We start from the raw sequence: 25,424 nt of genomic DNA on the forward strand, positions 1-25,424 counted from the left end.
CATAAGTGCAATGGTTCAGCGTCAATTGAAGTTTATGCGATCTGAGCTTTAGCTGGAGGCCGATCCGCAGGGTTCTTCGGCGGGAGAGGATTTTTTATCGCGGGCCAAGCTATCAAATCGAGATCCAGATCGCTGAATTTGCTTGAGTCAAAAACGGGGGTTTTTATTCCTGTGCGACGTTGTTCATCATAGTCGCCCAGGATTCGCATACAGACGTTGAATAGCAGTGTCATCGCAATAAGGTTAACCAAGGCCAAAAATGTCATGGTGATGTCTGCAAACGCGAGCACCGTGGAAAGGTCCTCAACCGAACCCCAAAAGACCAGCATCAATACGGATATGCGGTACGCAATTAATGATTTATGAGGCGCCGCGAATATGAACCGTAAACTGTTTTCTCCCAGATAGTAGTTGTAGAGCATTGCCGTGAACACAAACAAGGAAAGTACCACGCTGATGAACACCCGACCCCAATCGCCTACTACCTCTGCCAGAGAGTTTTGCGCCAATGCAATTCCGTCGCCTTCGAAACCGGGAGCATAAAAACCGGAAAGCAAAATGATCAACGCGGTACACGTGCAAATAATGATGGTATCGATGAAGACACTGAACGCCTGCACCACACCTTGTGCTATCGGATGGGCGATTTTTGCCGCAGAGGCGACGTTAGGTGCACTGCCCAGTCCTGCTTCATTGGAGAACACTCCGCGCCTTACCCCCATCATGATCGCACTGCCCACCAGCCCGCCAAAAGCCTGATCCAGTCCGAACGCGCTTTTGACAATGCTGAGCAGCACTCCGGGGACTTGGTCAATTTGCAACACGATCACGTAAAGCGTTACACCGATATAGGCAATAACTTTAAGGGGAACCAATAAGTCGGCGACCGCCGCGATGCGCTTTATACCGCCCACGAACACAATGCCCAGCAACAAAGACAGCGTGAGTCCGGACCATGTAGTCGATAAACCAAAAGCATTGTTGAGAGAATGCGATACGGCATGAGACTCAAGGCCATTGATGGCAAATCCGAAGGTCACCAAAAGCAGGAGCGCAGCAATCGTTCCGAGCCAGCGTTTGCCCAGACCATGCTGGATGTACCAGGACGGACCCCCACGATATAGACCATTTCCATCGCAGCGCTTGTAGAGCTGGCCTAGTGAGCATTCGAAAAAGCTACTCGACATCCCCAATAGAGCGGTCATCCACATCCAGAACACCGCACCAGGGCCGCCCATACTCACGGCAATGCCGACACCAACAATGTTGCCGGTTCCGACGCGACCGGCAAGGCTGAGCGTCAATGCTTGCAATGAACTCAAGTGATGATTGCCGGTATGCCAGCTGCCGTGTAATACCGAGATCATATGGATGAAGTATCGGAGCTGGACAAATCTTGACCGGATTGTGAAATAGCTTCCCAGCCCAAGAACTAAAGGTATCAAAACCTTACCAGAGAGAAAGTCGTTGATGATGTCAAGCATTCAAAGCTCCTTGCTTATGAGAGTGCTGGCGGATTTATGGTGTAGCGCGTCCTGAAGCTTTCAGGATTCGTAATATCCGGTCATCTATCGTTGCGCGCAATTTCGCAAGTTGGTTAAAAATGATGCGAGTTGATGCTATGTTCGAGTCTTCTGGCGCTATTGTGATGGGTTTGTATGTCTGATTTTCTTCCGGCTAACTTAAGACTGCTGTGTAGTCACTATCGATCCGTCGCGGAAGTCTGTAGGAAACTTCGAATTAATCGTGGGCAATTTAATAAATATCTATGCGGAAACAACCTTCCCACACCTTTTAACCTTAAGCGGATCTGCGATTTTTTCGGAGTCGAAGAGTTCGAAATAGGTTTGCCGACAGAGCAATTCATCATTCTTATCGGCGCTAAAGCAAGGCGAATCAGTCCGTCCAGCGAGGTGACGGCACCGCAGCGGATGCTTGACCACCTTCGGCAACAGTCGTCGTCGCAGCTAAAAGCCCACACGGGTTACTACTACGAGTACTACCATGCAATGACAGAGCCCGGTTCCATTCTGTGTTCTCTGGTGCATATGTATGAGGAGGGGCAGCATTTCGTATACGAACGAAATGAACGCTTACAGATAACTGGTGCGGATGGGGAGTTTGAGCGGTATCGATACGTGGGAATTGCCTACTACCTACAGGATCGCTTGTTCCTCATTGATTATGAGTCGCTGACGTCCAATGAGATTAGCCAAACCATTCTTATCCCGAGCTTCAAAAGCTGTATTACTCGACTCAATGGCTTGAAGATGGGCGTTTCCGCAGCTGATCATCGTACTCCCGCCTGTTCAAGGGTTGTTTGGGAGTATCTCGGGCAGGAGATCAATCCAGTCAATGCGTATCGCAGGGTGCGGCTGTACAGTAAGGATGATCCCGCCATCGACGATGATTTGCGCGGACGTCTCGCTCAAACCAAAGTCGTTGATGGCCTCTTTGTTATTGCGTGACGCCATGATGAGCCTGACAGCCGTGTTGCCGGTTTTGGGGCTCCTATGCGACCCAGCGGAGCAATGCGGCGTTCCGACAAGCCTCCTTGCCACATATGTCGTTTGCCACAGGGATTGCGCAAGGGCTCAATGCTGCGGTGCATCCGGACTATCAATCCGCTCCAGCATCCACTTCACAAAATCCCGCACCTTGGGCACTTCCGCCGAGTGCTCCGGATACGCCAGGTAATAGGCGTCGGTGCTGGGCATTGCATGCTGCCAGGGAATGACCAGTTTGCCGTCGGCCAATTCCTCTTCCACCAGAAACTTCGGCAACAGCGCCACGCCGCAGCCGACCTGGGCGGCGCGGATGCACATATAGAACGTTTCGAAACGCGGGCCGTGGTAGCTGTGTTCGGTGTGGTAGCCCTGGCTGTCGAACCAATCGTGCCAGGCCTGGGGGCGGGAAGCGTTTTGCAGCAGGACCAGGTCGGTGAGTTGGGTCGGATCGGTGAACGGCGTGTCCGGCAGACTGCCCGGTGCGCACACAGGAACAAGCTCTTCGCCAAACAGCTTCAGGCATTCGGTGCCGGGCCGTGAGCCCTGGCCGAAGTAGAACGCCAGGTCGCTACGACCTTGCAGCAGGTCGTCGGCTTCCTGTTCGCTGCACAGGTCCAGATGGATTGACGGATGACGCAGGCGCCAGCCTTTCAAGCGTGGCACCAGCCAACGTGCACCGAAGGTCGGAGGGGTGGAGACGCGCAAGACTTCGGTGTCTCCGCCGTAGGAACGCAGGTAATGGGTCGACATTTCGACTTGGGTGAGGATTTTTCGCACCTCCACCAAATACAAATCGCCAGCGGGGGTCATTTGCAGGCGTCGGCGCACCCGGCGGAACAACAGATGCTGCAACAACTCTTCGAGTTGCGCGACCTGTTTGCTCACGGCGCTCTGGGTCAGGTTCAGCTCTTCGGCGGCGCGGGTGAAGCTCAAATGCCGGGTCACGGCCTCGAAACACTGCAGCGCAGTGATCGACGGCAAGTAGCGTTTATTCAGCATCGGTTCTCCTTGTTCTTGTCTCTCTACGTGGCACGCGTGTTACCGGCAGATTCGCAGCATGAATAAACGGAATGATATCTCGCTTAATCGTCGTTTGTTGGAGAACCTCGGGAGCGCTAAAACTACAGGTCAGATCAGTCGAATTAATCCGGCTGCACGTTTTCTGTTTCTGCTCGAGGAGTGACCCATGGTTGCCGCATTGCTTGATCGTCTTGGTGTGAACCCGGCCCTGTACCAGAACGGCAAAGTGCCGGTGCATTCGCCCATCGACGGTAGTCGGATTGCCGCCGTGAACTGGGAAGGCGCCGCTGAAGTCGAGCAGCACATCAGTCGCGCAGATCATGCGTTCGAATTGTGGCGCAAGGTGCCGGCGCCGCGCCGTGGCGAACTGGTTCGTCAATTGGGCGACATCCTGCGCGAGTACAAGGCCGATCTCGGTGAGCTGGTTTCCTGGGAAGCCGGCAAGATCACTCAGGAAGGCCTGGGTGAAGTTCAGGAAATGATCGACATCTGCGACTTCGCGGTCGGTCTGTCCCGTCAGTTGTACGGTTTGACCATCGCCTCCGAGCGCCCTGGCCACCACATGCGCGAAACCTGGCACCCGCTGGGCATCGTCGGCGTGATCAGCGCGTTCAACTTCCCGGTCGCCGTCTGGGCCTGGAACGCGACGCTGGCGCTGGTGTGCGGCAACCCGGTGATCTGGAAGCCGTCGGAGAAAACCCCGCTGACCGCGCTGGCCTGTCAGGCGCTGTTCGACCGTGTCCTGAAGAACTTCAGCGACGCCCCGCCGCACCTGAGCCAAGTGATCATCGGCGGCCGCGATGCAGGCGAAGCCCTGGTCGATGACCCGCGTGTCGCGCTGATCAGCGCTACCGGCAGCACCCGCATGGGCCGCGAAGTGGCGCCGAAAATCGCCGCACGTTTCGCCCGTAGCATTCTGGAACTGGGCGGTAATAACGCGATGATCCTCGGCCCAAGCGCCGATCTGGACATGGCCGTACGGGCGATTCTGTTTAGCGCCGTCGGCACTGCCGGTCAGCGTTGCACCACCTTGCGTCGCCTGATTGCCCACGAATCGGTGAAAGAAGAAATCGTCACCCGCCTGAAAGCCGCTTACTCCAAGGTGCGCATCGGCCATCCACTGGAAGGCAACCTGATCGGGCCGCTGATCGACAAACACAGCTTCGACAACATGCAGGACGCGCTGGAGCAAGCCTTGAGCGAAGGCGGCCGGGTGTTTGGCGGCCAGCGTCAGCTGGAAGACAAATTCCCCAACGCTTACTACGTTTCACCAGCCATCGTCGAAATGCCGGAACAAAGCGATGTGGTGCGCGACGAAACCTTCGCGCCAATTCTGTACGTGATCGGTTACACCGATTTCGAAGAGGCATTGCGCCTGAACAACGCCGTGCCACAAGGCCTGTCGTCGTGCATCTTCACCACCGACGTGCGTGAAGCCGAGCGGTTCATGTCGGCGGTGGGCAGCGATTGCGGCATTGCCAACGTCAACATCGGCCCGAGCGGCGCGGAAATCGGCGGCGCGTTCGGCGGCGAGAAGGAAACGGGCGGCGGTCGTGAGTCGGGCTCCGATGCATGGCGCGGGTACATGCGCCGCCAGACCAACACCGTGAACTATTCGCTGGAATTGCCGTTGGCTCAGGGGATTACGTTCGATTAAGCAGCAAGCGACAAGCTGTTGATCGATCGTTCCCACGCTCTGCGCGGGAACGATCGATGGTGTGTTGGTTAGGTTTCATTTTCGGAGTCTGGCAATGCCGTTACGCGAAGAGTGTCTGTGGGAAAAACTGACGCCGCAAAGGCCCGACAATGCGGCGCTCAAGGGTGAGGTGACGGTGGATGTCTGCGTCATCGGTGCCGGTTTCACCGGGCTGTCGGCGGCGGTGCATCTGCTGGAGCAAGGCAAAAGTGTCTGTGTGCTGGAAGCGCATCGCGCCGGCCATGGCGGGTCGGGGCGTAACGTCGGGCTGGTCAACGCGGGGATGTGGATTCCTCCGGACGAAATCGAAGCCGGTTTTGGCAAGGCGGTCGGCAGTCAGCTCAACCGTATGCTCGGAGCCGCGCCGTCGCTGGTGTTCAGCCTGGTCGACAAATACAACATCGATTGCCAGTTGCGCCGCGAAGGCACGCTGCACATGGCGCACAACGCGCGTGGCGAGGCGGACCTGCGCAGTCGCGAAGAACAATGGAAACGTCGTGGGGCACCGGTGGAATTGTTGACCGGAGCTGCCTGCGAACAAGCCACGGGCACCCGGAAGATCGCCGCCGCGCTGCTCGACCGGCGTGCCGGCACGATCAACCCGATGGCCTACACCACGGGGCTGGCCAACGCGGCTATCGGCCTTGGCGGTCAGTTGTTCGATCATTCCCCGGTGACCCGACTCGAACGTCAGGGCCAGCGCTGGTCGGTGCAGACCGCCCAGGGTTCGGTGCTGGCCGAACAGGTGGTGATCGCCTCCAATGCCTATACCGAAGGCGACTGGACGGAGCTGCGTCGCAACTTCTTCCCCGGTTATTACTATCAAGTGGCTTCGGTGCCACTGACCGAAGACGCCGCGCAGCAAATTCTGCCCGGTGGTCAGGGTTCCTGGGACACCCGGCAAGTGCTCAGCAGCATCCGTCGTGATGCCGAGGGGCGGTTGTTGCTCGGCAGTCTCGGCAATGGCAACCAGAAACCGACCTGGTTCCTCAAAGCCTGGGCCGATCGGGTTCAGCAGCATTACTTCCCCTACCTGAAACCGGTGGAATGGGAATGCACCTGGACCGGTTGCATCGCCTTCACCCCCGATCATTTGATGCGCCTGTTCGAGCCGGCACCGGGTCTGGTGGCCGTTACTGGTTACAACGGTCGAGGCGTGACCACCGGCACAGTGGTCGGCAAAGCCTTCGCCGACTACTTGTGTAACGGAAATCCTCAAGCCCTGCCGATTCCCTTCGCACCCATGCAGCCATTGGCGGGCGTGGGGCTGCGAAGCTGCCTGTATGAGGCCGGTTTTTCGCTGTATCACGCGGGCCAGTGCCTGCGGATCGTGATCTGATTGTTGAAATATGTTGCTGGAAGCAGCGCTTTTCAGCGAAGCGGCTAGCCTGTAATGGTGCGGGTTGTAGCAGTTGTGCACCGGCAGTGTGCAGTTCGGTGACGCGGGCTGTTACAGGCAGGTTGCACATCGTTTGGCGCTGCGGTTGCAATGATGGCGCATGCGGGTTGCGCCTTTTGAAATAAATGGTTTCACCTCCCGCGGTTTAGACGGTTGCACGCCCAATGAAAATGGGATCGAAACAGTCGAAATAACAAGAAAGCAGCGACTTTTTTCAGAATAAAAAACCGATGGCACGGCCCTTGCTCTGAGCATTCAGTGAAGTCGCAGTGCCAACTAAAAAAAACCTTGGAGCACCACCTCATGTCCCAGACGTTTTACAAGAAAGGCTTTCTGGCCCTCGCAGTGGCAGCTGCGTTGGGTGTTTCTGCGTTTGCACAGGCTGATGTGAAAATCGGTGTGGCCGGCCCTATGACAGGCGCCAACGCGGCATTTGGCGAGCAGTACATGAAGGGTGCACAGGCAGCCGCTGATGCGGTCAACGCCGCCGGCGGTGTCAACGGGGAAAAAATCGTACTGGTCAAAGGCGATGACGCCTGCGAGCCGAAGCAGGCTGTGACGGTCGCCAAAGACCTGACTGAAAAGAAAGTCGTTGGTGTGGTAGGTCACTTCTGCTCCTCGTCGACCATCCCTGCCTCCGAGATCTACGATGAAGCCGGCATCATCACGATCACCCCAGGTTCCACCAACCCCAAGGTGACCGAGCGCGGCCTGAGTGCCATGTTCCGCATGTGCGGGCGTGACGACCAGCAAGGTATCGTGGCTGGCGACTATATCGTCGACGTGCTCAAGGGCAAGAAAGTCGCCGTGCTGCACGACAAGGACACCTATGGCCAAGGCTTGGCAGATGCCACCAAGGCTCAACTGATCAAGCGCGGCGTGACGCCAGTGCTGTATGAAGGCCTGACTCGCGGCGAGAAAGACTTCAGCGCCGTCGTCACCAAGATCCGTGCGGCGGGTGCCGACGTGGTCTACTTCGGCGGCTTGCACCCGGAAGCCGGTCCACTGGTTCGGCAACTGCGTGAACAGGGCCTCAAAGACGTCAAGTTCATGTCCGATGACGGCATCGTGACTGACGAACTGGTGACCACCGCCGGTGGCCCACAGAACGTTGATGGCGTACTGATGACCTTCGGCGCCGACCCACGTCTGCTGCCAGACAGCAAGACCGTGGTAGACGCCTTCCGCAAGGCCGGCACCGAACCTGAAGGCTACACCCTGTACGCTTACGCTTCGGTCCAGACCCTGGCCGCAGCGTTCAATGGCGCCAAATCCAACAAGGGCGAGGACGCTGCCAAATGGCTGAAAGCCAACCCGGTCAAGACCGTCATGGGCGAGAAGACCTGGGACAGCAAGGGCGACCTGAAAGTCTCCGACTACGTGGTTTACAAGTGGGACAAGGACGGCAAATACCACCAGCTGGAAAAACAGAAGTGATATGAGCGGTTGATCTGCCCGGCGCCTTGCGCGCCGGGCAGTCCTGAAACATGTCCGTGCAGTACCTGTCTTTTCTCGTAGAGCTGCACACAACCGAGTTGCGCCGGCGGCTGAACCCCGGTCCGTCGCACCCGGCTTCTGTGCAGTCTCTCAAGTGCGTGAGATTGCGTTATGGATGGTATTTTCCTGCAGCAACTGGTCAACGGCCTGACCCTCGGGTCGGTCTATGGCCTGATCGCCATCGGCTACACAATGGTCTATGGCATCATCGGCATGATCAACTTCGCCCATGGCGAGGTTTACATGATCTCTGCGTACCTCGCGGCGATCAGTCTGGCTCTGCTGGCTTACTTCGGTATTGAATCCTTCCCGCTGCTGATGCTCGGCACCCTGGTTTTCACCATCATCGTCACCGCGGTGTATGGCTGGGTCATTGAGCGTGTCGCTTACAAACCGCTGCGCAACTCCACCCGACTGGCACCGCTGATCAGCGCCATCGGTATTTCCCTGATCCTGCAAAATTATGCACAGATCAGTCAGGGTGCCCGTCAACAGGGTGTACCAACACTGCTGACCGGTGCATGGCGAGTTGAAGTCGGGAGCGGCTTCGTTCAACTCACCTACACCAAAATCTTCATTCTGGTTGCCGCATTCGTCGGCATGGGCTTGCTGACCTATGTCATCAAGTACACCAAACTCGGCCGCATGTGCCGCGCCACCCAGCAAGACCGCAAGATGGCTTCGATCCTGGGGATCAACACCGATCGGGTGATTTCCTACGTGTTCATCATCGGTGCGGCGATGGCGGCCCTGGCCGGTGTGCTGATCACCATGAACTACGGCACGTTCGACTTCTACGCAGGCTTCGTCATCGGGATCAAGGCGTTCACTGCGGCAGTGCTCGGCGGGATCGGCTCACTGCCCGGCGCCATGCTGGGAGGGATCATTCTCGGGATCTCCGAGTCGCTGTTCTCGGGGTTGGTCAACTCGGATTACAAAGACGTTTTCAGCTTCTCGCTGCTCGTTCTTGTTCTGGTCTTTCGGCCTCAAGGCCTGCTTGGCCGTCCTCTTGTGTCGAAGGTGTAAGCGATGTCTTCAACCACTAAAACCATTGATGTCAAAAAAAGCCTGGTTGACGCGATTCTTGCCGGCCTCATCGCCCTGATTGTGTTCGGCCCGATTGTTGGTGTGGTCCTCGACGGCTACGGCTTCAACCTGCAGCCGACGCGCGTGGCGTGGATAGTCGCCATTGTCATGGCTGGCCGCTTTGCCCTGAGCCTGTTCTTGCAAACCCCCAAAGGCCTGAGAATTCTCGAAGGCTTCGAGAGCACCGGTTCCGGGGTTCATGTTCTGGCGCCTGATTACAAATCCCGGTTGCGCTGGGTCGTCCCGCTGGTGATCGTTGTCGCCGTGGTATTCCCATTCTTCTCCAACTCTTACCTGTTGGGCGTGGTCATCCTTGGGTTGATCTACGTGCTGCTGGGCCTGGGCCTGAACATCGTGGTCGGTCTGGCTGGCCTGCTCGACCTGGGTTATGTGGCGTTCTATGCCATCGGCGCTTACGGCCTGGCGCTCGGTTACCAATACCTGGGGCTGGGCTTCTGGACGGTGCTGCCTTTGGCGGCGATCACTGCCGGGCTGGCGGGGTGCATCCTGGGTTTCCCGGTGCTGCGTCTGCACGGCGACTATCTGGCAATCGTGACCCTGGGCTTTGGTGAAATCATCCGGTTGATCCTCAACAACTGGTTGTCCCTGACCGGTGGCCCGAATGGCATGGCGGCGCCGTTGCCAACTTTCTTCGGTCTCGAATTCGGAAAGCGGGCGAAGGACGGCGGGGTACCTTTTCATGAGTTCTTCGGCATCGCCTACAACCCGGACGTGAAGTACTACTTCATTTATGCGGTGTTGTTCCTGGTGGTGCTGGCCGTGCTGTACATCAAGCATCGCTTGACCCGCATGCCGGTCGGTCGCGCATGGGAAGCCTTGCGTGAAGACGAAATCGCCTGTCGCTCCATGGGGCTGAATCACGTACTGGTCAAACTGTCGGCGTTCACCATCGGCGCATCGACAGCGGGCCTGGCCGGCGTGTTTTTCGCGACCTATCAGGGCTTTGTGAACCCGACCTCATTCACCTTCTTCGAATCGGCATTGATCCTCGCCATCGTGGTACTTGGCGGCATGGGTTCGACCATCGGCGTGGTGATGGCAGCATTCGTGTTGACCGTCGCTCCGGAACTGCTGCGCGGCTTCGCTGAATATCGCGTGCTGCTGTTCGGCATCCTGATGGTGTTGATGATGATTTGGCGACCGCGCGGCCTGATCCGGATCAGCCGTACCGGTGTGACCCCGCGTAAAGGAGTAGCGCCATGAGTGAAGTCGTACTCTCGGTCGAGAACCTGATGATGCACTTCGGTGGCATCAAGGCGTTGAGTGACGTCAGCCTGAAGGTCAAGCGCAACTCGATCTTCGCGTTGATCGGCCCCAACGGCGCGGGCAAGACCACTGTGTTCAACTGCTTGACCGGGTTCTATAAAGCGTCCGGCGGGCATATCGAGCTCAACACCCGTGGGGTGAAGACCAACGTCATCAAAATGCTCGGAGAGCCGTTCAAGGCAACCGATTTCGTTTCGCCGAAAAGCTTCATCAGCCGGCTCCACTACAAGATGTTCGGTGGCACGCACCTGATCAACCGTGCCGGTCTGGCGCGGACTTTCCAGAACATTCGCCTGTTCAAGGAGATGTCGGTACTGGAAAACCTGCTGGTAGCCCAGCACATGTGGGTCAACCGCGGCATGCTGGCCGGCATCCTCAACACCAAGGGTTATCGCAAGGCCGAAAGCGATGCACTGGACCACGCCTTCTACTGGCTGGAAGTGGTGGACCTGGTGGACTGCGCCAACCGTCTGGCCGGTGAACTGTCCTATGGTCAGCAACGCCGTCTGGAGATCGCCCGGGCCATGTGTACCCGGCCGCAGATCATCTGCCTCGACGAACCGGCCGCCGGTCTCAACCCTCAGGAAACCGAAGCGCTGAGCGCGATGATCCGGCTGCTGCGTGATGAGCATGATCTGACCGTGGTGTTGATCGAGCACGACATGGGCATGGTCATGAGCATTTCCGACCACATCGTGGTGCTGGACCACGGCGTTGTCATCGCCGAGGGCGGGCCTGATGCGATCCGACACGATCCGAAAGTGATTGCCGCCTACCTGGGCGCCGACGAAGAGGAACTGGTATGAGTCAACCGATCCTCGAACTGAAAGAGATCGACGTGTTCTACGGACCGATCCAGGCCCTGAAGAAAGTCTCGTTGCACATCAATGAAGGGGAGACCGTCAGCCTGATCGGCTCCAACGGTGCCGGCAAGTCGACCCTGCTGATGTCGATTTTCGGTCAGCCACGGGCGACTGACGGGCAAATCGTCTATCAGGGTGTGGATATCACTCACAAGTCGTCCCACTACATCGCCTCCAACGGTATCGCTCAGTCGCCGGAAGGCCGCCGGGTGTTCCCCGACATGACCGTCGAGGAAAACCTGCTGATGGGCACCATCCCGATCGGTGACAAGTACGCCGCCGAGGACATGGAGCGCATGTTCGAGCTGTTTCCGCGGCTCAAGGAACGGCGTAACCAGCGGGCCATGACCATGTCCGGTGGTGAGCAGCAAATGCTCGCCATTGCCCGGGCGTTGATGAGCCGACCCAAGCTGTTGCTGCTCGATGAGCCGAGCCTGGGGCTGGCGCCGATTGTGGTGAAACAGATCTTCGCGACCCTGCGGGAACTGGCCAAGACGGGCATGACCATCTTTCTGGTGGAGCAGAACGCCAACCACGCCCTCAAGCTGTCGGACCGGGCGTACGTGATGGTCAACGGGCAGATCCGCCTCACCGGCACCGGCAAGGAGCTGCTGGTGAACGAGGAGGTGCGTAACGCCTATCTCGGCGGGCACTAAACCGAAGAGCCTGGAAAACGCCCTGACGAACTCAGGGCGTTTTTTTATGCCCGCACAATCCCTACACGAGGCTGTGGTTTGAGGTAAAGGGAAATTGTGGAAAACAATATTCATGACCTCTCAAAGCGCGACATAAAGCCGCTGCAAATTGCTGTTTTGTCACGGTTTTGACTTGTCCCCGTTTGCTGTGGAGCTGGCTGTGAATAACGTGGGAGTAGCTGGCTGTAAGCCTTTGAATCCGTGGCCTGCAGAGTGGTGATTGTTTTTTAATCAGGTGTTTTTGGCGAGCCTCAAGCCGGCTTTGTCAACCTTTTTGTTATGAGCGAAGCCGGTGTGAGCCGAGGTGGACAAGCCTGTGGATAAGTCTGTGGTTAAACTCTGGAAAGACTCGGCTGAGGGCCGTGGTTGCTGGCTTGGCGCCATCGTCGCTCCGACCGCTCGGTCGTGCAAATTGCCCTGGGTTACACAGCGGGTGCCTCAGGGTCAAGCAAAAAACTTTCTAATCTGCCCGCAAAGCCTTGTGGATAGCGGCTTGCAGCTTTTCCACTTGCCCCCGGAAACTGTGGACCGGCCTGTGGATAAGGTGCGCGTACATGGCTGCAAGCCACGGGGTATGGGGTGTTGCCAGTATTGATCGTTTTTTGTACGTTTTTTGCCATGGTTGCCGCTGTGGAAAAGGCCGGGCATGCTGCCGGTTGATTTTCTATTCCAAGGGCTGACTGTCAGCCGACGCAAGGAGAACACGATGTCCAACACCCTGTTTATTACCGGCGCGACCTCCGGTTTTGGTGAAGCCTGTGCCCGTCGTTTTGCCGAGGCCGGCTGGAAACTGGTGCTGACAGGTCGTCGTGAAGAGCGCCTCAATGCCCTGTGCGCCGAGTTGTCGAAACAGACCGAGGTCCATGGCCTGGTGCTCGACGTACGGGACCGCAAGGCCATGGAGGAGGCGATTGCCAACCTGCCGCCATCCTTCGCCAAGCTGCGCGGGCTGATCAACAACGCCGGCCTGGCCCTGGGTGTGGACCCGGCGCCCAAGTGCAATCTCGATGATTGGGACACCATGGTCGACACCAACATCAAAGGCCTGATGTACAGCACCCGCCTGTTGCTGCCACGTTTGATCGCTCATGGTCGTGGCGCCAGCATCGTCAACCTCGGCTCCATCGCCGGCAACTACCCGTACCCGGGCAGCCACGTGTATGGCGCGAGCAAGGCGTTCGTCAAACAGTTCTCCCTGAACCTGCGCTGCGACCTGCAAGGTACGGGCGTGCGGGTCAGCAACATCGAGCCGGGCCTGTGCGAGAGCGAGTTCTCGCTGGTGCGTTTCGCCGGTGACCAGGAGCGTTACAACGCCACTTACGCCGGTGCCGACCCGATCCAGCCGCAAGACATCGCCGAGACCATTTTCTGGGTGCTCAACGCACCGGCCCACATCAACATCAACAGCCTTGAGCTGATGCCGGTGAGCCAGACCTGGAGCGGGTTTGCCATTGAGCGTAATGGCGGCAAGGCGTAATGGTGGCGAGGGGCTTGCCTGTGGCGAGGGGGCAAGCCCCCTTGCCACAAAAAACTCAGCCGAGATACTCGGCCAATCCGCGATAGCAGGTTGCCAAGTGATAAGGCGTGGTCGAAGGCATGTCCTTGCGGCTTACTTCGCCCTGCTCATCGCGACACTCATACCAACCGCCCGCGTGCAGAAAGCGCTGCTGCAACGCCTGCAATTGGCGTTGCACCGATGATTCGCTGCCCGGGCGCAAGGTCAGGGCGCGCAGGTATTCGGCTTGAGCCCAGATGCGTTGGGTTGCGTCACGAGGGTGATCATCCAGTTCCAGCATCGCTCGCACGGCACCGGTCTGCTGATCGACACCCCGTTGCTCGGTGAACGCAAACGCGCGCTCCAGCGAGGCATGCAGTGTCGAGCCGCGCAGCAATGGCGAGGATTGCAGCAGGAAATACCATTCGAACTGATGGCCCGGCTCGAACCAGTTATCCACAGCTCCCAGCGGCTTCTCCATCAACACCGCATGTCGCGGGTCGATGAAACGCTTTTGCATGGCTGTGCATAACTCGATGAGTGCGTTCTGCACAGCCGCGTCTTCGCGCACCGAAAGGGTGGCGAGGAAGGCTTCGGCCAAATGCATCAGAGGGTTCTGCAATGGCCCGGAGTCGAGCGAGGACCAATCACGGTCCAGGCTGGCTTCGTACAGGCCGTCGCCCATGGCGAAACGCTGCGCCACCACTTCCAGCGCGGCGTTGAGTACCGACTCCACCAGCGGTTCGCGAACCTTGTCCCAATAATGGGCGCAAGCGAACAGGATGAAAGCGTGGGTGTAGAGGTCTTTGCGCTGGTCCAGCGGCGTACCTTGCGGGTCGATGCTGTAGAACCAGCCGCCATGCTCCGCATCGTGGAAATGCCGTTGCAAGGAACGAAACAGCGCCGCCGCGCGCTCTTCAGCCTTGGGCACCTGGCCGATCAGGCTGGAGAACAGGTACAGCTGCCGCGCGCAGGCCATGGCCCGGTAGCGCTGAGTGGGCAGCGGTTTATGCTCGGCATCCAGCGCCTCATAAGGCAACGCCATGTCGGCGTTCCAGCCGGGGCCCTGCCAGAGCGGCACGATCACGTCCTGGAAGTGCTGGTGCACTGAGGCGAACAGGGCGGTCAATTCAGGCTGGGAGGCAGAGCGGGAAGCATGCGGCATTGGCTGGCGTCGTCACGGCAGGGTTAATTGCGCGACATGTTAGCAGGCCTTAGAGATGCGGTGTCTGTCAGGCCGCCTTCGCGGGCAAGCCTCGCTCCTACAGGTTTCGTGTCATGACACGATTTGCGGGGTCAAACACAATCCTGTAGGAGCGAGGCTTGCCCGCGAAGAGGTCAGTCCAGACGCTAGAGAATTAACCCGCTAATAACCAAGCTCCGGTTACCGCCGACGCCGCACCCGCCAGCCGAACCAATGGTGCCGCGGCCTGAGGCAAGACGCGAACCATCGCATAACCCGCGGCATGCAACGCCGCTGTCGCTGCCACAAACCCTGCGGCATACGCCCAGGGACTGGACATGTCCGGCAATTCCAGACCATGCGCCACGCCATGAAACAGCGCGAACAACGCGGTCGCCGCAACCGCCAGGCTCAGCGGCGGACGCACTGCCAACGCCACCGCCAGGCCCAGCGCCAATACCGATGCCGCAATCCCGCTTTCCAGCGCCGGCAGGTTCAGCCCTTCAAAACCCAGCAAGCCGCCGATCAACATGGTGCCCACGAATGTGCACGGCAGGGCCCAGCGCGCAGCGCCTTTCTGCTGCGCCGCCCACAACCCCACGGCAACCATCGCCAGCAAGTGATCGAGGCCGCCGATCGGGTGGCTGATGCCGGCGATCAAGCCGTTGTCGCCATGGCCCGGGTGGGCGAAGGCAATGGCTGGGGTCAGCAGCAGGGCCATGGCGCCCAGAATGCGTTTCAGTGTCATGGATAAGCTTCCTTGTTGATAAGTGTGATCAGGCCGCAGTCAGCAGGCCCTGGCGTTCGATGAAGGCGATGATTTCTTCAAGGCCCTGGCCGGTTTTCTGGTTGCTGAAGACAAACGGCTTGCCGTTGCGCATGCGTTGGGTGTCGCTGTCCATCATCTCCAGCGACGCGCCCACCAGCGGCGCCAGGTCGATCTTGTTGATCACCAGCAGGTCGGATTTGCAGATGCCGGGGCCACCCTTGCGCGGCAGCTTGTCGCCGGCGGAGACATCGATCACGTAAATGGTCAGGTCGGACAGCTCCGGGCTGAAGGTCGCCGAGAGGTTGTCGCCGCCGGATTCCACCAGGATCAGATCCAGCCCCGGAAAGCGCCGGTTCAGTTGGTCCACGGCTTCGAGGTTGATCGAGGCGTCTTCGCGGATCGCCGTGTGCGGGCAGCCGCCGGTTTCCACGCCGATGATCCGCTCCGGCGCCAAGGCTTCGTTGCGCACCAGAAAGTCAGCGTCTTCGCGGGTATAGATGTCGTTGGTCACGACGGCCAGGTTGTAGCGTTCGCGCAGGGCCAGGCACAGGGCCAGGGTCAAGGCGGTTTTGCCGGAGCCGACCGGGCCGCCGATGCCGACGCGCAGGGGTTGTGTGTTCATGTGATTCTCCAAACTAAAAGGCCCTAGGAACGGAACAGACGGCTGTACTGGCGCTCATGGGCCATGCACGCCAGGGACAGACCGAAAGCGGCGCTGCCAACGTGTTCGAGATTGATTCGGCTGGCGTCTTGCTGCGCCTGTTGCAGCAACGGCAGCAGTTCGCTGGTCAGGCGTTGTGCGGCTTGCTGGCCCAACGGCAGGGTTTTCATCAACACCGCCAGTTGGTTTTCCAGCCAGCTCCAGAGCCAGGCGGCCAGCGCATCTTGCGGGTCGATGTTCCAGGCGCGAGCCGCCAGCGCCCAGCCGAGAGCCAAGTGCGGTTCAGGGCGTTGCTCGAGAAAGGCGCGAGCAGGCTCGTCCAGCTCCGGCAAGCCGTTGAGCAGCTGCTGCAGCGAATAGCCCATCTGCCGGCTCTCCTGATGCAGCTCACGGGTTTCGCGGCTGGCGCGATGCTCTTCGCAGCGTTGCAGCAACTCGGCCCAGTTTTCTTCGGCGGCGGCGGTGCAATGGGCGAGCAGTAGCGGTGCTTCGAAACGCGCCAGGTTCAGCAGCAATTGATCGCTGATCCAGCGTCGCGCGCTGTCGGGATCATTGACCCGGCCGTTATCCACCGCCATTTCCAGGCCCTGGGAATAGCTGTAGCCGCCAATCGGCAGCTGCGGGCTGGCCAGGCGCAGCAGCGCCCAGGCGGGGTTCATAAGCGCACGCCGAACTGGTGCAGTTTCGGCGGGTAGTTGAAGTCCTCGTCACCGTGGCGCGAGTGGTGATGGCCACCACCGTAGGCACCGTGTTCCGGCTGGAACGGCGCTTCGATGTTCTCGGCCTTGGCGCCAAGCTGTTCGAGCATGGCCTTGAGCACGTAATCATCGAGCAGGCGCAACCAGCCGTCGCCGACTTGCAGGGCCACGTGGCGATTGCCCAGGTGATAGGCGGCGCGGGTCAGTTCGAACGCATTGGCGCAGGTGACGTGCAGCAGTTGTTCGGGGCGAGCACAGACGCGAACGACGCGCCCGTCTTCGGCTTGCAGGCACTCGCCGTCATGCAGCGGTGGCTGGCCGCGCTCCAGAAACAAGCCGACGTCTTCACCCTCGGCACTGAAACAGCGCAAGCGGCTTTTGCTCCTGGCTTCGAAGGTCAGGTGCAACTCGGCGGCCCAGACGGGTTGAGGGTCGATTCTGCGATGAATCACCAGCATCGGAAGGCTTCCAGCAATGAACAATGTTCAGGCTAGAGCAAGGGGCTTGCCAATCGGGTGAGAGGTAGGAAATGCCTGTCAGAGCGACGGGGGGGACTCACAATGTTGCAGGACTTTGATTGAAGTTGGTGCGTGGCGGGTGTTTACGCACCAATTTGCAGCGCACAAAAAGATCGCAGCCTTCTGCCGAAGGCTGCGATTTTTTTCTAACGGGTTACTCGGTACTGCCGAGTCCTTGCCAATGCTTCAGCCCGATAAAGATAAACCGCAACTGCTGGGTGATTTTCGCCTGTGGTGTCAGGTGCTCGGGCAATGCTTCGGCCGGCGGATCGATGATGTCCGGCAGGGTCGCGAACACGCTTTTGACGATCAGATCGGCCATGACGCTCAGGCCGGCGATGTCCAGATGCTGCAGTTTGGGCATCAGCGACAAATCGGCCGCCAGGTCCGAGCTGATGTCCTCGCGCAGGCGGCCGATGGCCTGGCGCACCGGCAGCGAGCCGCCGTACTGCTCTCGGGCAAGAAACAGGAACTGCGAGCGATTGGCCGTGACCACGTCGAGAAAGATCCGCACCGAGGCATCGATGATACCGCCCATGACGAATTCGTTATGGCGCACCAGGCGGATGGTTTCGCGGAAGGTCTGGCCGACTTCGCACACCAGCGCCAGGCCCAATTCGTCCATGTCGGCGAAGTGCCGGTAGAAACCAGTGGGCACGATCCCGGCGGTTCGCGTCACTTCACGCAGGCTCAAGCTGCCGAATCCTCGGCCGCTTTCCATCAGGTGGCGGGCAGCGTCCATCAGGGCGTTGCGGGTCTGTTGTTTCTGTTCGGCGCGGGGCAGCATCGCAAGGGTGTTTTCTGGACAGGGACAGCGGCGCACTCTAGCAAATCGGCTTCGCTGGCGTCGAACGGACTGTCGGGGGATCACGCGGGGGAAATGCAGCTTCTATAAAGTCAAAAGCCCAATCCGGGGATTGGGCTTTTTTTCCAGGCCGCCATGGGCTTAGCTCACAGCGCTGTTGCGTTCGATCACACGGTCACCACCACCTTCAGCAAGGGTTTGGCCTTGTGGAGTGCGATCGGTACCGTCAGCGGCCAGGGTTTGACCTTGTGGGGTACGGTCGGCACCGTCAGCAGCCAGGGTTTGGCCTTGTGGAGTGCGGTCAGTACCGTCAGCCGCCAGGGTTTGGCCTTGTGGGGTACGGTCGGTACCGTCAGCAGCCAGAGTTTGGCCTTGTGGGGTACGGTCGGTACCGTCAGCCGCCAGAGTTTGGCCTTGTGGGGTACGGTCGGTACCGTCAGCAGCCAGGGTTTGGCCCTGTGGGGTGCGATCCGAGCCATCCTGGGTGATCAGGCCTTTTTCTTTCAGGCGCTCGTTACCGTTGGCACCATCGGCAACGGTCTGGCTGAACACCGAGTGGCTGTCTTTGACTTGTGGAGTGGCCTGATCGGCAGCCGGCAGAGCAAAAGCGGTGCTGGCTAACATTGAGAGGGTCAGGCTAAGCAGTAATTCGCGTTTCATGATGGGTTGCTCCTTGGGAGGGCGATAAAGTGGGTACGAGGTCAATGCTACTCTCGATAAGTCGATATAAAAGTTCATAAACGCAATGGTAATAATCAACGGAATTGATTGTTTGGCCGAGCGGCTCTAGAACGGGCGTTTCCGGCGAACGTTTTTGCACTGAGGTGGGTATTTTCGACTCATTTTCGCCTCGCAAAAGTGCGGGGTCGGTAACGCTAAAAAGGGAGGGGCGAGACGGCTATTTGCGTTCGAATCGGCCTTCGGGTTAAACCTGCGGGCCGTTTTCCAGTCGTACATTTCATGGCAGGCCGGTTCTGGCCTAACGTTTCATCAGTGCGTCGCTGTCAGGGCGCTCAGTCGTATTCAGGAGCTCTGTGCAATGACGCGCACTCGTAAAATGCTTGCCTGGACCTCCGCCAGCCTCGTTGTGCTGCTGGCCGTCCTGGTGCTGATCATCGCGTTCTTTGATTGGAACCGGATCAAGCCGCCCCTTAACGCCAAAGTCTCCGAAGAACTGCATCGTCCGTTCGCCATCAACGGCAACCTCGCGGTGGTCTGGCAGCGCGAGCCCGACGAAGGCGGCTGGCGGGCCTGGGTACCGTGGCCGCATGTGGTGGCCGAGGACCTGAGCCTGGGCAACCCGGACTGGTCGAAGCAACCGCAGATGGCCACCCTCAAACGCGTCGAGCTGCGTATTTCACCGCTGGCCTTGCTGACACAGCGGGTGACGATCCCGCGCATCGACCTGACCGAGCCCAATGCTGACCTGCAGCGTCTGGCCGACGGCCGCGCCAACTGGACATTCAAGTTCGACCCCAAGGACCCGAATGCCGAGCCTTCTAACTGGGTGCTGGACATCGGTGCCATCGGCTTCGACAAGGGCCATGTCACGCTCGACGACCAGAGCCTGAAAACCCGCCTCGACTTGCTGATCGATCCGCTGGGCAAGCCGATTCCGTTCAGTGACATCGTCGGCGACAAAGCGGCGAAAACCGCGCTTGAGAAGGGCGGTTCGCCGCAGGATTACGCGTTCGCGTTGAAGGTCAAAGGCCAATACCACGGCCAGAATCTGGCTGGCCAAGGCAAAATCGGTGGTTTGCTGGCCCTACAGGATGCCGCCAAGCCGTTCCCGCTTCATGCGCAAATGCAGATTGCCGACACCAGCGTCGAACTGGCCGGCACGCTCACCGACCCATTGAACCTCGGCGCCCTGGATCTGCGCCTGAAACTGGCCGGTGCCAGCCTGGGCAATCTCTATCCGCTGATCGGCGTGACCCTGCCGGATACCCCGCCGTACGCCACGGATGGGCATTTGACCGCCAAGTTGCATGAGTCGGGCGGGGCGGTTTACCGCTATGAGGACTTCAACGGCAAGATCGGCGAGAGCGACATCCATGGCAACCTGGCTTATGTCGCGAGTCAACCGCGGCCCAAGCTCAGCGGGGCGGTGGAGTCCAATCAACTGTTGTTTGCCGACCTGGCCCCACTGATCGGCGCCGACTCCAATGCCAAGCAAAAGGCCCGCGGCGGTGAAAGCAAACAGCCGGCGGACAAGATACTGCCGGTCGAGGAATTCAAGACCGAGCGCTGGCGCGATATGGACGCTGACGTCGAGTTCACTGGCAAGCGCATCGTCCACAGCGAAAAACTGCCGTTCAACGACCTCTACACCCATTTGGTGCTGACGGATGGTGTGCTCAGTCTCGAGCCCCTGCGTTTCGGCGTGGCTGGCGGCAATCTGGATGCGCAGGTTCGTCTGAACGGGCGCGCTGAGCCATTGGAAGGCCGGGCCAAACTGACCGCGCGCAAGTTCAAGCTCAAACAGTTGTTCCCGTCCATTGAACGGATGAAAACCAGTTTCGGTGAGCTCAATGGCGACGCCGACCTTACCGGTCGTGGCAACTCGGTGGCCAAGCTGCTGGGCACTGCCGACGGCAATTTGAAGATGCTGATCAATGATGGCGCCATCAGTCGCGAGCTGATGGAGCTGGCCGGGCTCAATGTCGGCAACTATGTGGTCGGGAAAATCTTTGGCGACAAGGAAGTGAAGATCAACTGCGCGGCGGCCAATTTCGACATCAAGAGCGGTCTGGCGACCACGCAGTTGTTCGTCTTCGATACCGAGAACGCGATTGTCTACATCGATGGCACGGCGAACATGGCGACCGAGCAACTGGACCTGACCATCAGCCCGGAATCCAAGGGCTGGCGCTTGATTTCGTTGCGTTCGCCACTGTATGTGCGGGGTAAGTTCATCAAGCCGGATGCGGGGGTGAAAGCGGTGCCGCTGATGCTGCGCGGGGCCGGGATGGTGGCGTTGGGTGTGATTGCCGCGCCGGCGGCGGGTTTGCTGGCGCTGATCGCGCCGAGTGCTGGCGAGCCGAATCAATGTGCGCCGTTGCTGGAGCAGATGAAGGCGGGCAAGGCACCGGTGACGGTCAAGCCCACCAAGTAAATATTGGCGTCTGTCATGACGTCTTCGCGGGCAAGTCGGATCGCCGCACCGCTCGCTCCTACAAGTTTTGCGTCGTGCCCATTATTGGCATGCGACACATAACCTGTAGGAGCGAGGCTTGCCCGCGAACAGGGTATCTACATTGGTATGCGTTACCCTGCAGGAGCTGCCGCAGGCTTCGATCTTGGCAATAGACCAGACAATCGAGCTTCCTCCTGCAACCACGCAAAAAACGCCCGCACCGGCGGATGCCGTTCGCGCCCTGGAACGCACAGTGCGCTGTATCCGGCCCCGTCGACCTGAATCTCACCCCGGTAAGGCAGCAATAAGCCGCTGGCCACACTCTCCGACACCAGAATATTGCTCGCCAGCACCAAACCTTGCCCGGCAATGGCGGCTTGCAGGGCGTAATGCTCTTCGTCGTATTCACGCACCGCTGGCTGTCCGGCCAGCCAGGTTTCGCCGGATTGCGCGCACCAGGCTTCCCAGCCGTGGGCATACAGTTTGGAGTTATGCCACTGCACGCTGATCAGGGTGGGTACCCGACGGGTCGCCAGGGCCACTTGTTCAGGCGAGCCATAAACCCCGAAGGACTCGTCGAACAGGCACAACCCATACAGGTTCGGGTAGTCGTCTTGGCTGTAGCGCAGCACCAGATCGACGCTGGCGTCCTGATGCAAATCGATGACTTCGCAGTGAGTGTCCAGCCGCACGCTGATGTGCGGATGCCGGGCATAAAACCGTCCCAGCCGTGGCACCAGCCAAAGGGCGGCGAAAGCGGCGGTGGTGGAGATCGTCAGGCTCGTGCCGCTGCGTTGCGGGCGCAAGGTATCGACGCTTTGCGCCACCTCCAGCAAGGCGCCATGCAGGCTACGGAACAGCCGTTCGCCGCACTCGGTCAGGCGCACCTGGCGTGGCAGTCGTTCGAACAGCGGCACGCCGAGCCAGTTTTCCAGGGAGCGGATCTGGTGGGAAACCGCCGTCGGCGTCACGGACAGCTCTTCGGCGGCAGCCTTGAAACTCAGCAGGCGCGAGGCGGATTCGAAGGCCCGCAGGGCGATCAACGGCAACGAGGCAAACATTTAAAACTCCATGGGTGAAATAGATTCATCCAGACTGATTTTTGCTCATTTGAAGGCAGGCGGCTGTGCGCTTCAAGCTGCAACCACAAGCCGTTTCAGTTTAGCCCTTAAGGAGATTAAGATGAGCACAATTCTTGCCATTCACGCCAGCCCCCGTGGCGAACGCTCTCACTCGCGGCGGTTGGCCGAGGTGTTTCTTTCAGCCTGGCAGGTCCGTAACCCGCAGTCGCAATTGACCCGCCGTGAAGTCGGCCGGGCGTTGATCCCGGCCGTCAACGAAGCCTTCGTAGCGGCTGCTTTTCATCCGGAGCCTCAAGCGCGACCGCTGTCGATGCAGGCTGACCTGGCACTCAGCGATGAGTTGGTGGGGGAGTTGCTCGGCCATGATCTGCTGGTGATTTCCACCCCGATGTACAACTTCAGCGTGCCCAGTGGCCTCAAGGCCTGGATCGACCAGATTGTGCGGCTCGGGCTGACGTTCAATCACACCCTGGACAACGGCATCGCGCAGTACGAACCGCTGGTGCGGGGCAAGAAGGCGTTGATCGTCACCAGTCGCGGCGGGTTTGGTTTCGGCCCCGGTGGCGAGCTTGAAGCGATGAACCATGCCGACCCGTTGCTGCGCACGGCACTGGGGTTCATCGGCATCACTGACGTCACGGTTGTCGCCGCCGAGGGCGAAGAGTCCGCCGAGCGCACCTTCCAGGTTTCCGTGGCCGAGGCCGAACAGCGTTTGCTGGCGCTGGCCAGGGAGTTCTAGATGGCCTGGCTGTTCTTGCTGATCGCCGCCGGGTTTGAAGTCACCTTCGCCATGGGCATGAAGTACGCCGAAGGCTTCACCCGGCTCTGGCCTTCGGTGATCACTGTGGTGGCGGCCGTGGGTGGGATCTATTTCCTGACCTTGGCCATGCGCGAATTGCCGGTGAGCATCGCCTACCCGATCTGGACCGCTATCGGTTCACTGGGCACGGTGTTCCTCGGCTTTGCGCTGCTGGGCGAAAGCCTGACCGCGCTCAAACTGGTGTCGGTCGGGCTGATTGTGGCGGGCGTGGTGGGGTTGAAGTAGGGTGGATGTCATAGATTGGTCACCGGGTTGTCATCTTGGGTGGCGATGCTTGGCTGAGGCCTTGCATCCAGCCTTGCTTCATCTCACCGACCACAAGGATGTTCATCCATGTCGCAAGGCTCCGCCACGCGTTACCCGTTGGTGCTGGTCCCGGGGATGCTCGGGTTTATTCGTCTGCTGCTCTATCCGTATTGGTTCGGGATCATTTCGGCGTTGCGCCGGGACGGTGCAACCGTGATCGCGGTGCAGGTTTCGCCGCTTAACTCAACCGAGGTGCGTGGTGAGCAATTGCTGGCACGGATCGAGGAAATCCTGCGCGATACCGGGGCCGAGAAGGTCAACCTGATCGGCCACAGCCAGGGCTCGCTGACCGCTCGGTATGCTGCGGCAAAACGCCCGGACCAGGTGGCGTCAGTGACCTCGGTGGCCGGGCCCAATCACGGTTCGGAGCTGGCGGACTACCTGCACGATCATTACCCGGCAGACAGCGCCAGGGGCCGATTGCTCACCTTTTTTTTGTGGTTGATCAGCGCATTGATGTGCCTGCTGGAAACCGGTTATCGCGGGCCGCGACTGCCGGTGGATATCCCGGCTTCGCATCAATCGCTGACCACGGCCGGCGTGGCGCTGTTCAATCAGCGTTATCCACAGGGGCTGCCTGACACCTGGGGTGGGCATGGCCCGGAAGTGGTCAATGGCGTGCGCTATTACTCCTGGTCCGGGACTTTGCAGCCGGGCAAGACCGATCGCGGGTGCAACCTGTTCGACGGCACCAACCGCAGTTGCCGGTTGTTTGCCAGAACCTTCGTGCGTGAAGCGGGGCATTGCGACGGGATGGTCGGGCGCTACAGCTCGCATCTCGGGACGGTGATTGGCGATCAATACCCGATGGATCACTTCGATATCGTCAACCAATCCCTGGGGCTGGTGGGCAAAGGGGCGGAGCCCGTGCGGTTGTTTGTCGAGCATGCCGCGCGGTTGAAGGCGGCAGGCGTTTAACCCCTGTGGCGAGGGAGCTTGCTCCCGTTGGGCTGCGAAGCAGCCCCCAGAATGCGACCGCCTTGCGCTCGAGCGGGAGCAAGCTCCCTCGCTACAAGTTATGCGCGGCCCAACGTGGTAGTCCAGCGCTCGGAAAGAATCACTCCACCCAACGTCAACACCCCACCCACCAGGTGATACAACGCCAACTGCTCATGCAGCACCACCGCCGCAATCAGCGCCGTAATCAACGGCAGCAGGTTGAAAAACAGCGTGGTCCGGCTCGGGCCCAGGCGCACCACGGCCTGCATCCACGCCAGCGGCGCAAGCATCGAGGCCAGCAGACAGGCGTAAAGCACCAGCGGAATGTTATGCAGGGTCGGGCCGATTTTCGGTGAGGCGAGGAACAGCGGAAACAGCACCACCACCGCCACCAGCACCTGTAAATACAGCAACACCAGCGGCGGCAAGCGCAGCTGCCATTTTTTCAGCAAGGTGCTGTAAACCGCATACGCCAGCGTGGCGATCAGCATCATCGCGTCGCCCAGGTTCACCCCGTGCTCCAGCAACGCGCCAAGGCTGCCGGACGACACCACCACCAGAACACCGGCAAACGACAATACCGCGCCGGCCAGGGCTCCGGCGGTCAGGCGTTGGCCGAGGCTGACTATCGCCATGGCCAGCGACATCAACGGCATCAGCGACAGAATGATCCCCATGTTGGTGGCCGACGTCAGTGTTGCAGCGAAATAGGCCAGGCTCTGATAAACCGCCATGCCGAGTACGCCGAGAATGAAGATCCTCCCCAGGTTTGGGCGTATGACCGGCCAATGGGCGATCACTGGCTTAAGCATGAAAGGCGTGAACAGAATCCCGGCCAGCAGCCAGCGGTAGAAGCCGATTTCGGCGGGGAAGATTGCGCCCACCGCGAGTTTGTTGATCACGGTGTTGCCGGCCCAAATGAAAATGGCCAGCAGGGGATAAGCGTATTGCATCGGGAATAA

Annotated in this window: 24 protein-coding genes; 13 read left to right on the plus strand and 11 right to left on the minus strand. The window is 59.5% G+C overall.

The window, feature by feature from the left end; all coding sequences use genetic code 11:
- Nucleotides 1-32: 32 nt before the first annotated feature.
- Nucleotides 33-1,484, minus strand: a complete 1,452-nt coding sequence (locus AC07VO_RS05055; protein ID WP_064616028.1) for an alanine/glycine:cation symporter family protein — start codon at nt 1,482-1,484, stop codon at nt 33-35.
- Nucleotides 1,485-1,658: 174 nt separating this feature from the next.
- Between AC07VO_RS05055 and AC07VO_RS05060 the strand changes: the two genes are divergently transcribed.
- Complete coding sequence (locus AC07VO_RS05060) at nt 1,659-2,468, plus strand: helix-turn-helix domain-containing protein (RefSeq protein ID WP_064616029.1); 810 nt, start codon at nt 1,659-1,661, stop codon at nt 2,466-2,468.
- A gap of 126 nt (nt 2,469-2,594) precedes the next feature.
- Here the strand turns inward: AC07VO_RS05060 and AC07VO_RS05065 are convergent, their stop codons facing one another.
- Complete coding sequence (locus AC07VO_RS05065; protein ID WP_064616030.1) at nt 2,595-3,506, minus strand: LysR family transcriptional regulator; 912 nt, start codon at nt 3,504-3,506, stop codon at nt 2,595-2,597.
- Nucleotides 3,507-3,693: 187 nt separating this feature from the next.
- On the opposite strand from AC07VO_RS05065, the gene amaB reads away from it, so the two are divergent.
- From amaB to AC07VO_RS05105, 8 genes are all read left to right on the plus strand, one after another.
- Entirely contained in the window at nt 3,694-5,184 is a 1,491-nt protein-coding gene (gene amaB / locus AC07VO_RS05070) for an L-piperidine-6-carboxylate dehydrogenase (RefSeq protein ID WP_018928481.1), read from the plus strand.
- Nucleotides 5,185-5,278: 94 nt separating this feature from the next.
- Nucleotides 5,279-6,562, plus strand: a complete 1,284-nt coding sequence (gene amaA, locus AC07VO_RS05075) for an L-pipecolate oxidase (RefSeq protein WP_018928480.1) — start codon at nt 5,279-5,281, stop codon at nt 6,560-6,562.
- A gap of 363 nt (nt 6,563-6,925) precedes the next feature.
- Nucleotides 6,926-8,059: a branched-chain amino acid ABC transporter substrate-binding protein gene (locus tag AC07VO_RS05080; RefSeq protein WP_018928479.1), complete on the plus strand. Its 1,134-nt coding sequence runs from the start codon at nt 6,926-6,928 to the stop codon at nt 8,057-8,059.
- A 171-nt stretch (nt 8,060-8,230) separates the two neighbouring features.
- Nucleotides 8,231-9,145: an ABC transporter permease subunit gene (locus tag AC07VO_RS05085; protein WP_007939055.1), complete on the plus strand. Its 915-nt coding sequence runs from the start codon at nt 8,231-8,233 to the stop codon at nt 9,143-9,145.
- A gap of 3 nt (nt 9,146-9,148) precedes the next feature.
- On the plus strand, nt 9,149-10,429 hold the full coding sequence (gene livM, locus AC07VO_RS05090; protein ID WP_018928478.1) for a high-affinity branched-chain amino acid ABC transporter permease LivM: 1,281 nt from the start codon (nt 9,149-9,151) through the stop codon (nt 10,427-10,429).
- Nucleotides 10,426-11,298: an ABC transporter ATP-binding protein gene (locus AC07VO_RS05095; protein ID WP_018928477.1), complete on the plus strand. Its 873-nt coding sequence runs from the start codon at nt 10,426-10,428 to the stop codon at nt 11,296-11,298. Before livM ends, AC07VO_RS05095 begins: the two co-directional genes overlap by 4 nt.
- A complete protein-coding gene (locus AC07VO_RS05100) occupies nt 11,295-12,011 on the plus strand; it encodes an ABC transporter ATP-binding protein (RefSeq protein WP_086944073.1) in 717 nt (238 codons plus the stop codon). Before AC07VO_RS05095 ends, AC07VO_RS05100 begins: the two co-directional genes overlap by 4 nt.
- Nucleotides 12,012-12,756: 745 nt before the next feature.
- Entirely contained in the window at nt 12,757-13,527 is a 771-nt protein-coding gene (locus AC07VO_RS05105) for an SDR family oxidoreductase (RefSeq protein WP_086944072.1), read from the plus strand.
- Between the two features lie 55 nt (nt 13,528-13,582).
- On the opposite strand, the gene AC07VO_RS05110 is transcribed toward AC07VO_RS05105, so the two are convergent.
- The 7 genes from AC07VO_RS05110 to AC07VO_RS05140 form a co-directional block, all read right to left on the minus strand.
- Nucleotides 13,583-14,710: an AGE family epimerase/isomerase gene (locus tag AC07VO_RS05110; protein ID WP_086944071.1), complete on the minus strand. Its 1,128-nt coding sequence runs from the start codon at nt 14,708-14,710 to the stop codon at nt 13,583-13,585.
- A 193-nt stretch (nt 14,711-14,903) separates the two neighbouring features.
- Nucleotides 14,904-15,476, minus strand: a complete 573-nt coding sequence (locus AC07VO_RS05115; RefSeq protein WP_064616033.1) for a HupE/UreJ family protein — start codon at nt 15,474-15,476, stop codon at nt 14,904-14,906.
- Between the two features lie 28 nt (nt 15,477-15,504).
- Entirely contained in the window at nt 15,505-16,119 is a 615-nt protein-coding gene (gene ureG / locus AC07VO_RS05120; RefSeq protein ID WP_018928472.1) for an urease accessory protein UreG, read from the minus strand.
- 23 nt (nt 16,120-16,142) lie between these two features.
- On the minus strand, nt 16,143-16,817 hold the full coding sequence (locus tag AC07VO_RS05125) for an urease accessory protein UreF (RefSeq protein WP_086944069.1): 675 nt from the start codon (nt 16,815-16,817) through the stop codon (nt 16,143-16,145).
- Nucleotides 16,814-17,314 carry an urease accessory protein UreE gene (gene ureE / locus AC07VO_RS05130; RefSeq protein WP_018928470.1) on the minus strand — a complete coding sequence of 167 codons (501 nt, stop codon included), beginning with the start codon at nt 17,312-17,314 and terminating at the stop codon, nt 16,814-16,816. The genes AC07VO_RS05125 and ureE overlap by 4 nt, the downstream gene beginning before the upstream one ends.
- Before the next feature lie 214 nt (nt 17,315-17,528).
- Nucleotides 17,529-18,161: a TetR family transcriptional regulator gene (locus AC07VO_RS05135; RefSeq protein WP_018928469.1), complete on the minus strand. Its 633-nt coding sequence runs from the start codon at nt 18,159-18,161 to the stop codon at nt 17,529-17,531.
- Between the two features lie 159 nt (nt 18,162-18,320).
- The gene (locus tag AC07VO_RS05140) at nt 18,321-18,839 is read right to left on the minus strand and encodes a hypothetical protein (RefSeq protein WP_086944068.1); all 519 of its coding nucleotides are present in this window, start codon (nt 18,837-18,839) and stop codon (nt 18,321-18,323) included.
- Nucleotides 18,840-19,218: 379 nt separating this feature from the next.
- Here AC07VO_RS05140 and AC07VO_RS05145 point away from each other — a divergent pair, with 379 nt between their 5' ends.
- Nucleotides 19,219-21,294, plus strand: coding sequence for an AsmA family protein (locus AC07VO_RS05145; protein WP_086944067.1), 2,076 nt, complete (start codon nt 19,219-19,221; stop codon nt 21,292-21,294).
- A gap of 152 nt (nt 21,295-21,446) precedes the next feature.
- Here the strand turns inward: AC07VO_RS05145 and AC07VO_RS05150 are convergent, their stop codons facing one another.
- Entirely contained in the window at nt 21,447-22,376 is a 930-nt protein-coding gene (locus tag AC07VO_RS05150; RefSeq protein ID WP_086944066.1) for a LysR substrate-binding domain-containing protein, read from the minus strand.
- 121 nt (nt 22,377-22,497) lie between these two features.
- On the opposite strand from AC07VO_RS05150, the gene AC07VO_RS05155 reads away from it, so the two are divergent.
- The 3 genes from AC07VO_RS05155 (at nt 22,498) to AC07VO_RS05165 (ending at nt 24,441) form a co-directional block, all read left to right on the plus strand.
- A complete protein-coding gene (locus tag AC07VO_RS05155; RefSeq protein ID WP_018928465.1) occupies nt 22,498-23,136 on the plus strand; it encodes an FMN-dependent NADH-azoreductase in 639 nt (212 codons plus the stop codon).
- Nucleotides 23,137-23,442, plus strand: coding sequence for a DMT family transporter (locus AC07VO_RS05160; RefSeq protein WP_007903452.1), 306 nt, complete (start codon nt 23,137-23,139; stop codon nt 23,440-23,442). It abuts the gene before it with no gap.
- Nucleotides 23,443-23,550: 108 nt separating this feature from the next.
- On the plus strand, nt 23,551-24,441 hold the full coding sequence (locus AC07VO_RS05165; protein ID WP_018928464.1) for an esterase/lipase family protein: 891 nt from the start codon (nt 23,551-23,553) through the stop codon (nt 24,439-24,441).
- 98 nt (nt 24,442-24,539) lie between these two features.
- Here AC07VO_RS05165 and AC07VO_RS05170 read toward each other — a convergent pair whose 3' ends face one another.
- Entirely contained in the window at nt 24,540-25,415 is an 876-nt protein-coding gene (locus tag AC07VO_RS05170; protein ID WP_018928463.1) for a DMT family transporter, read from the minus strand.
- Nucleotides 25,416-25,424: the final 9 nt, after the last annotated feature.

This window comes from Pseudomonas sp. GW821-FHT03E01 (assembly GCF_059420765.1).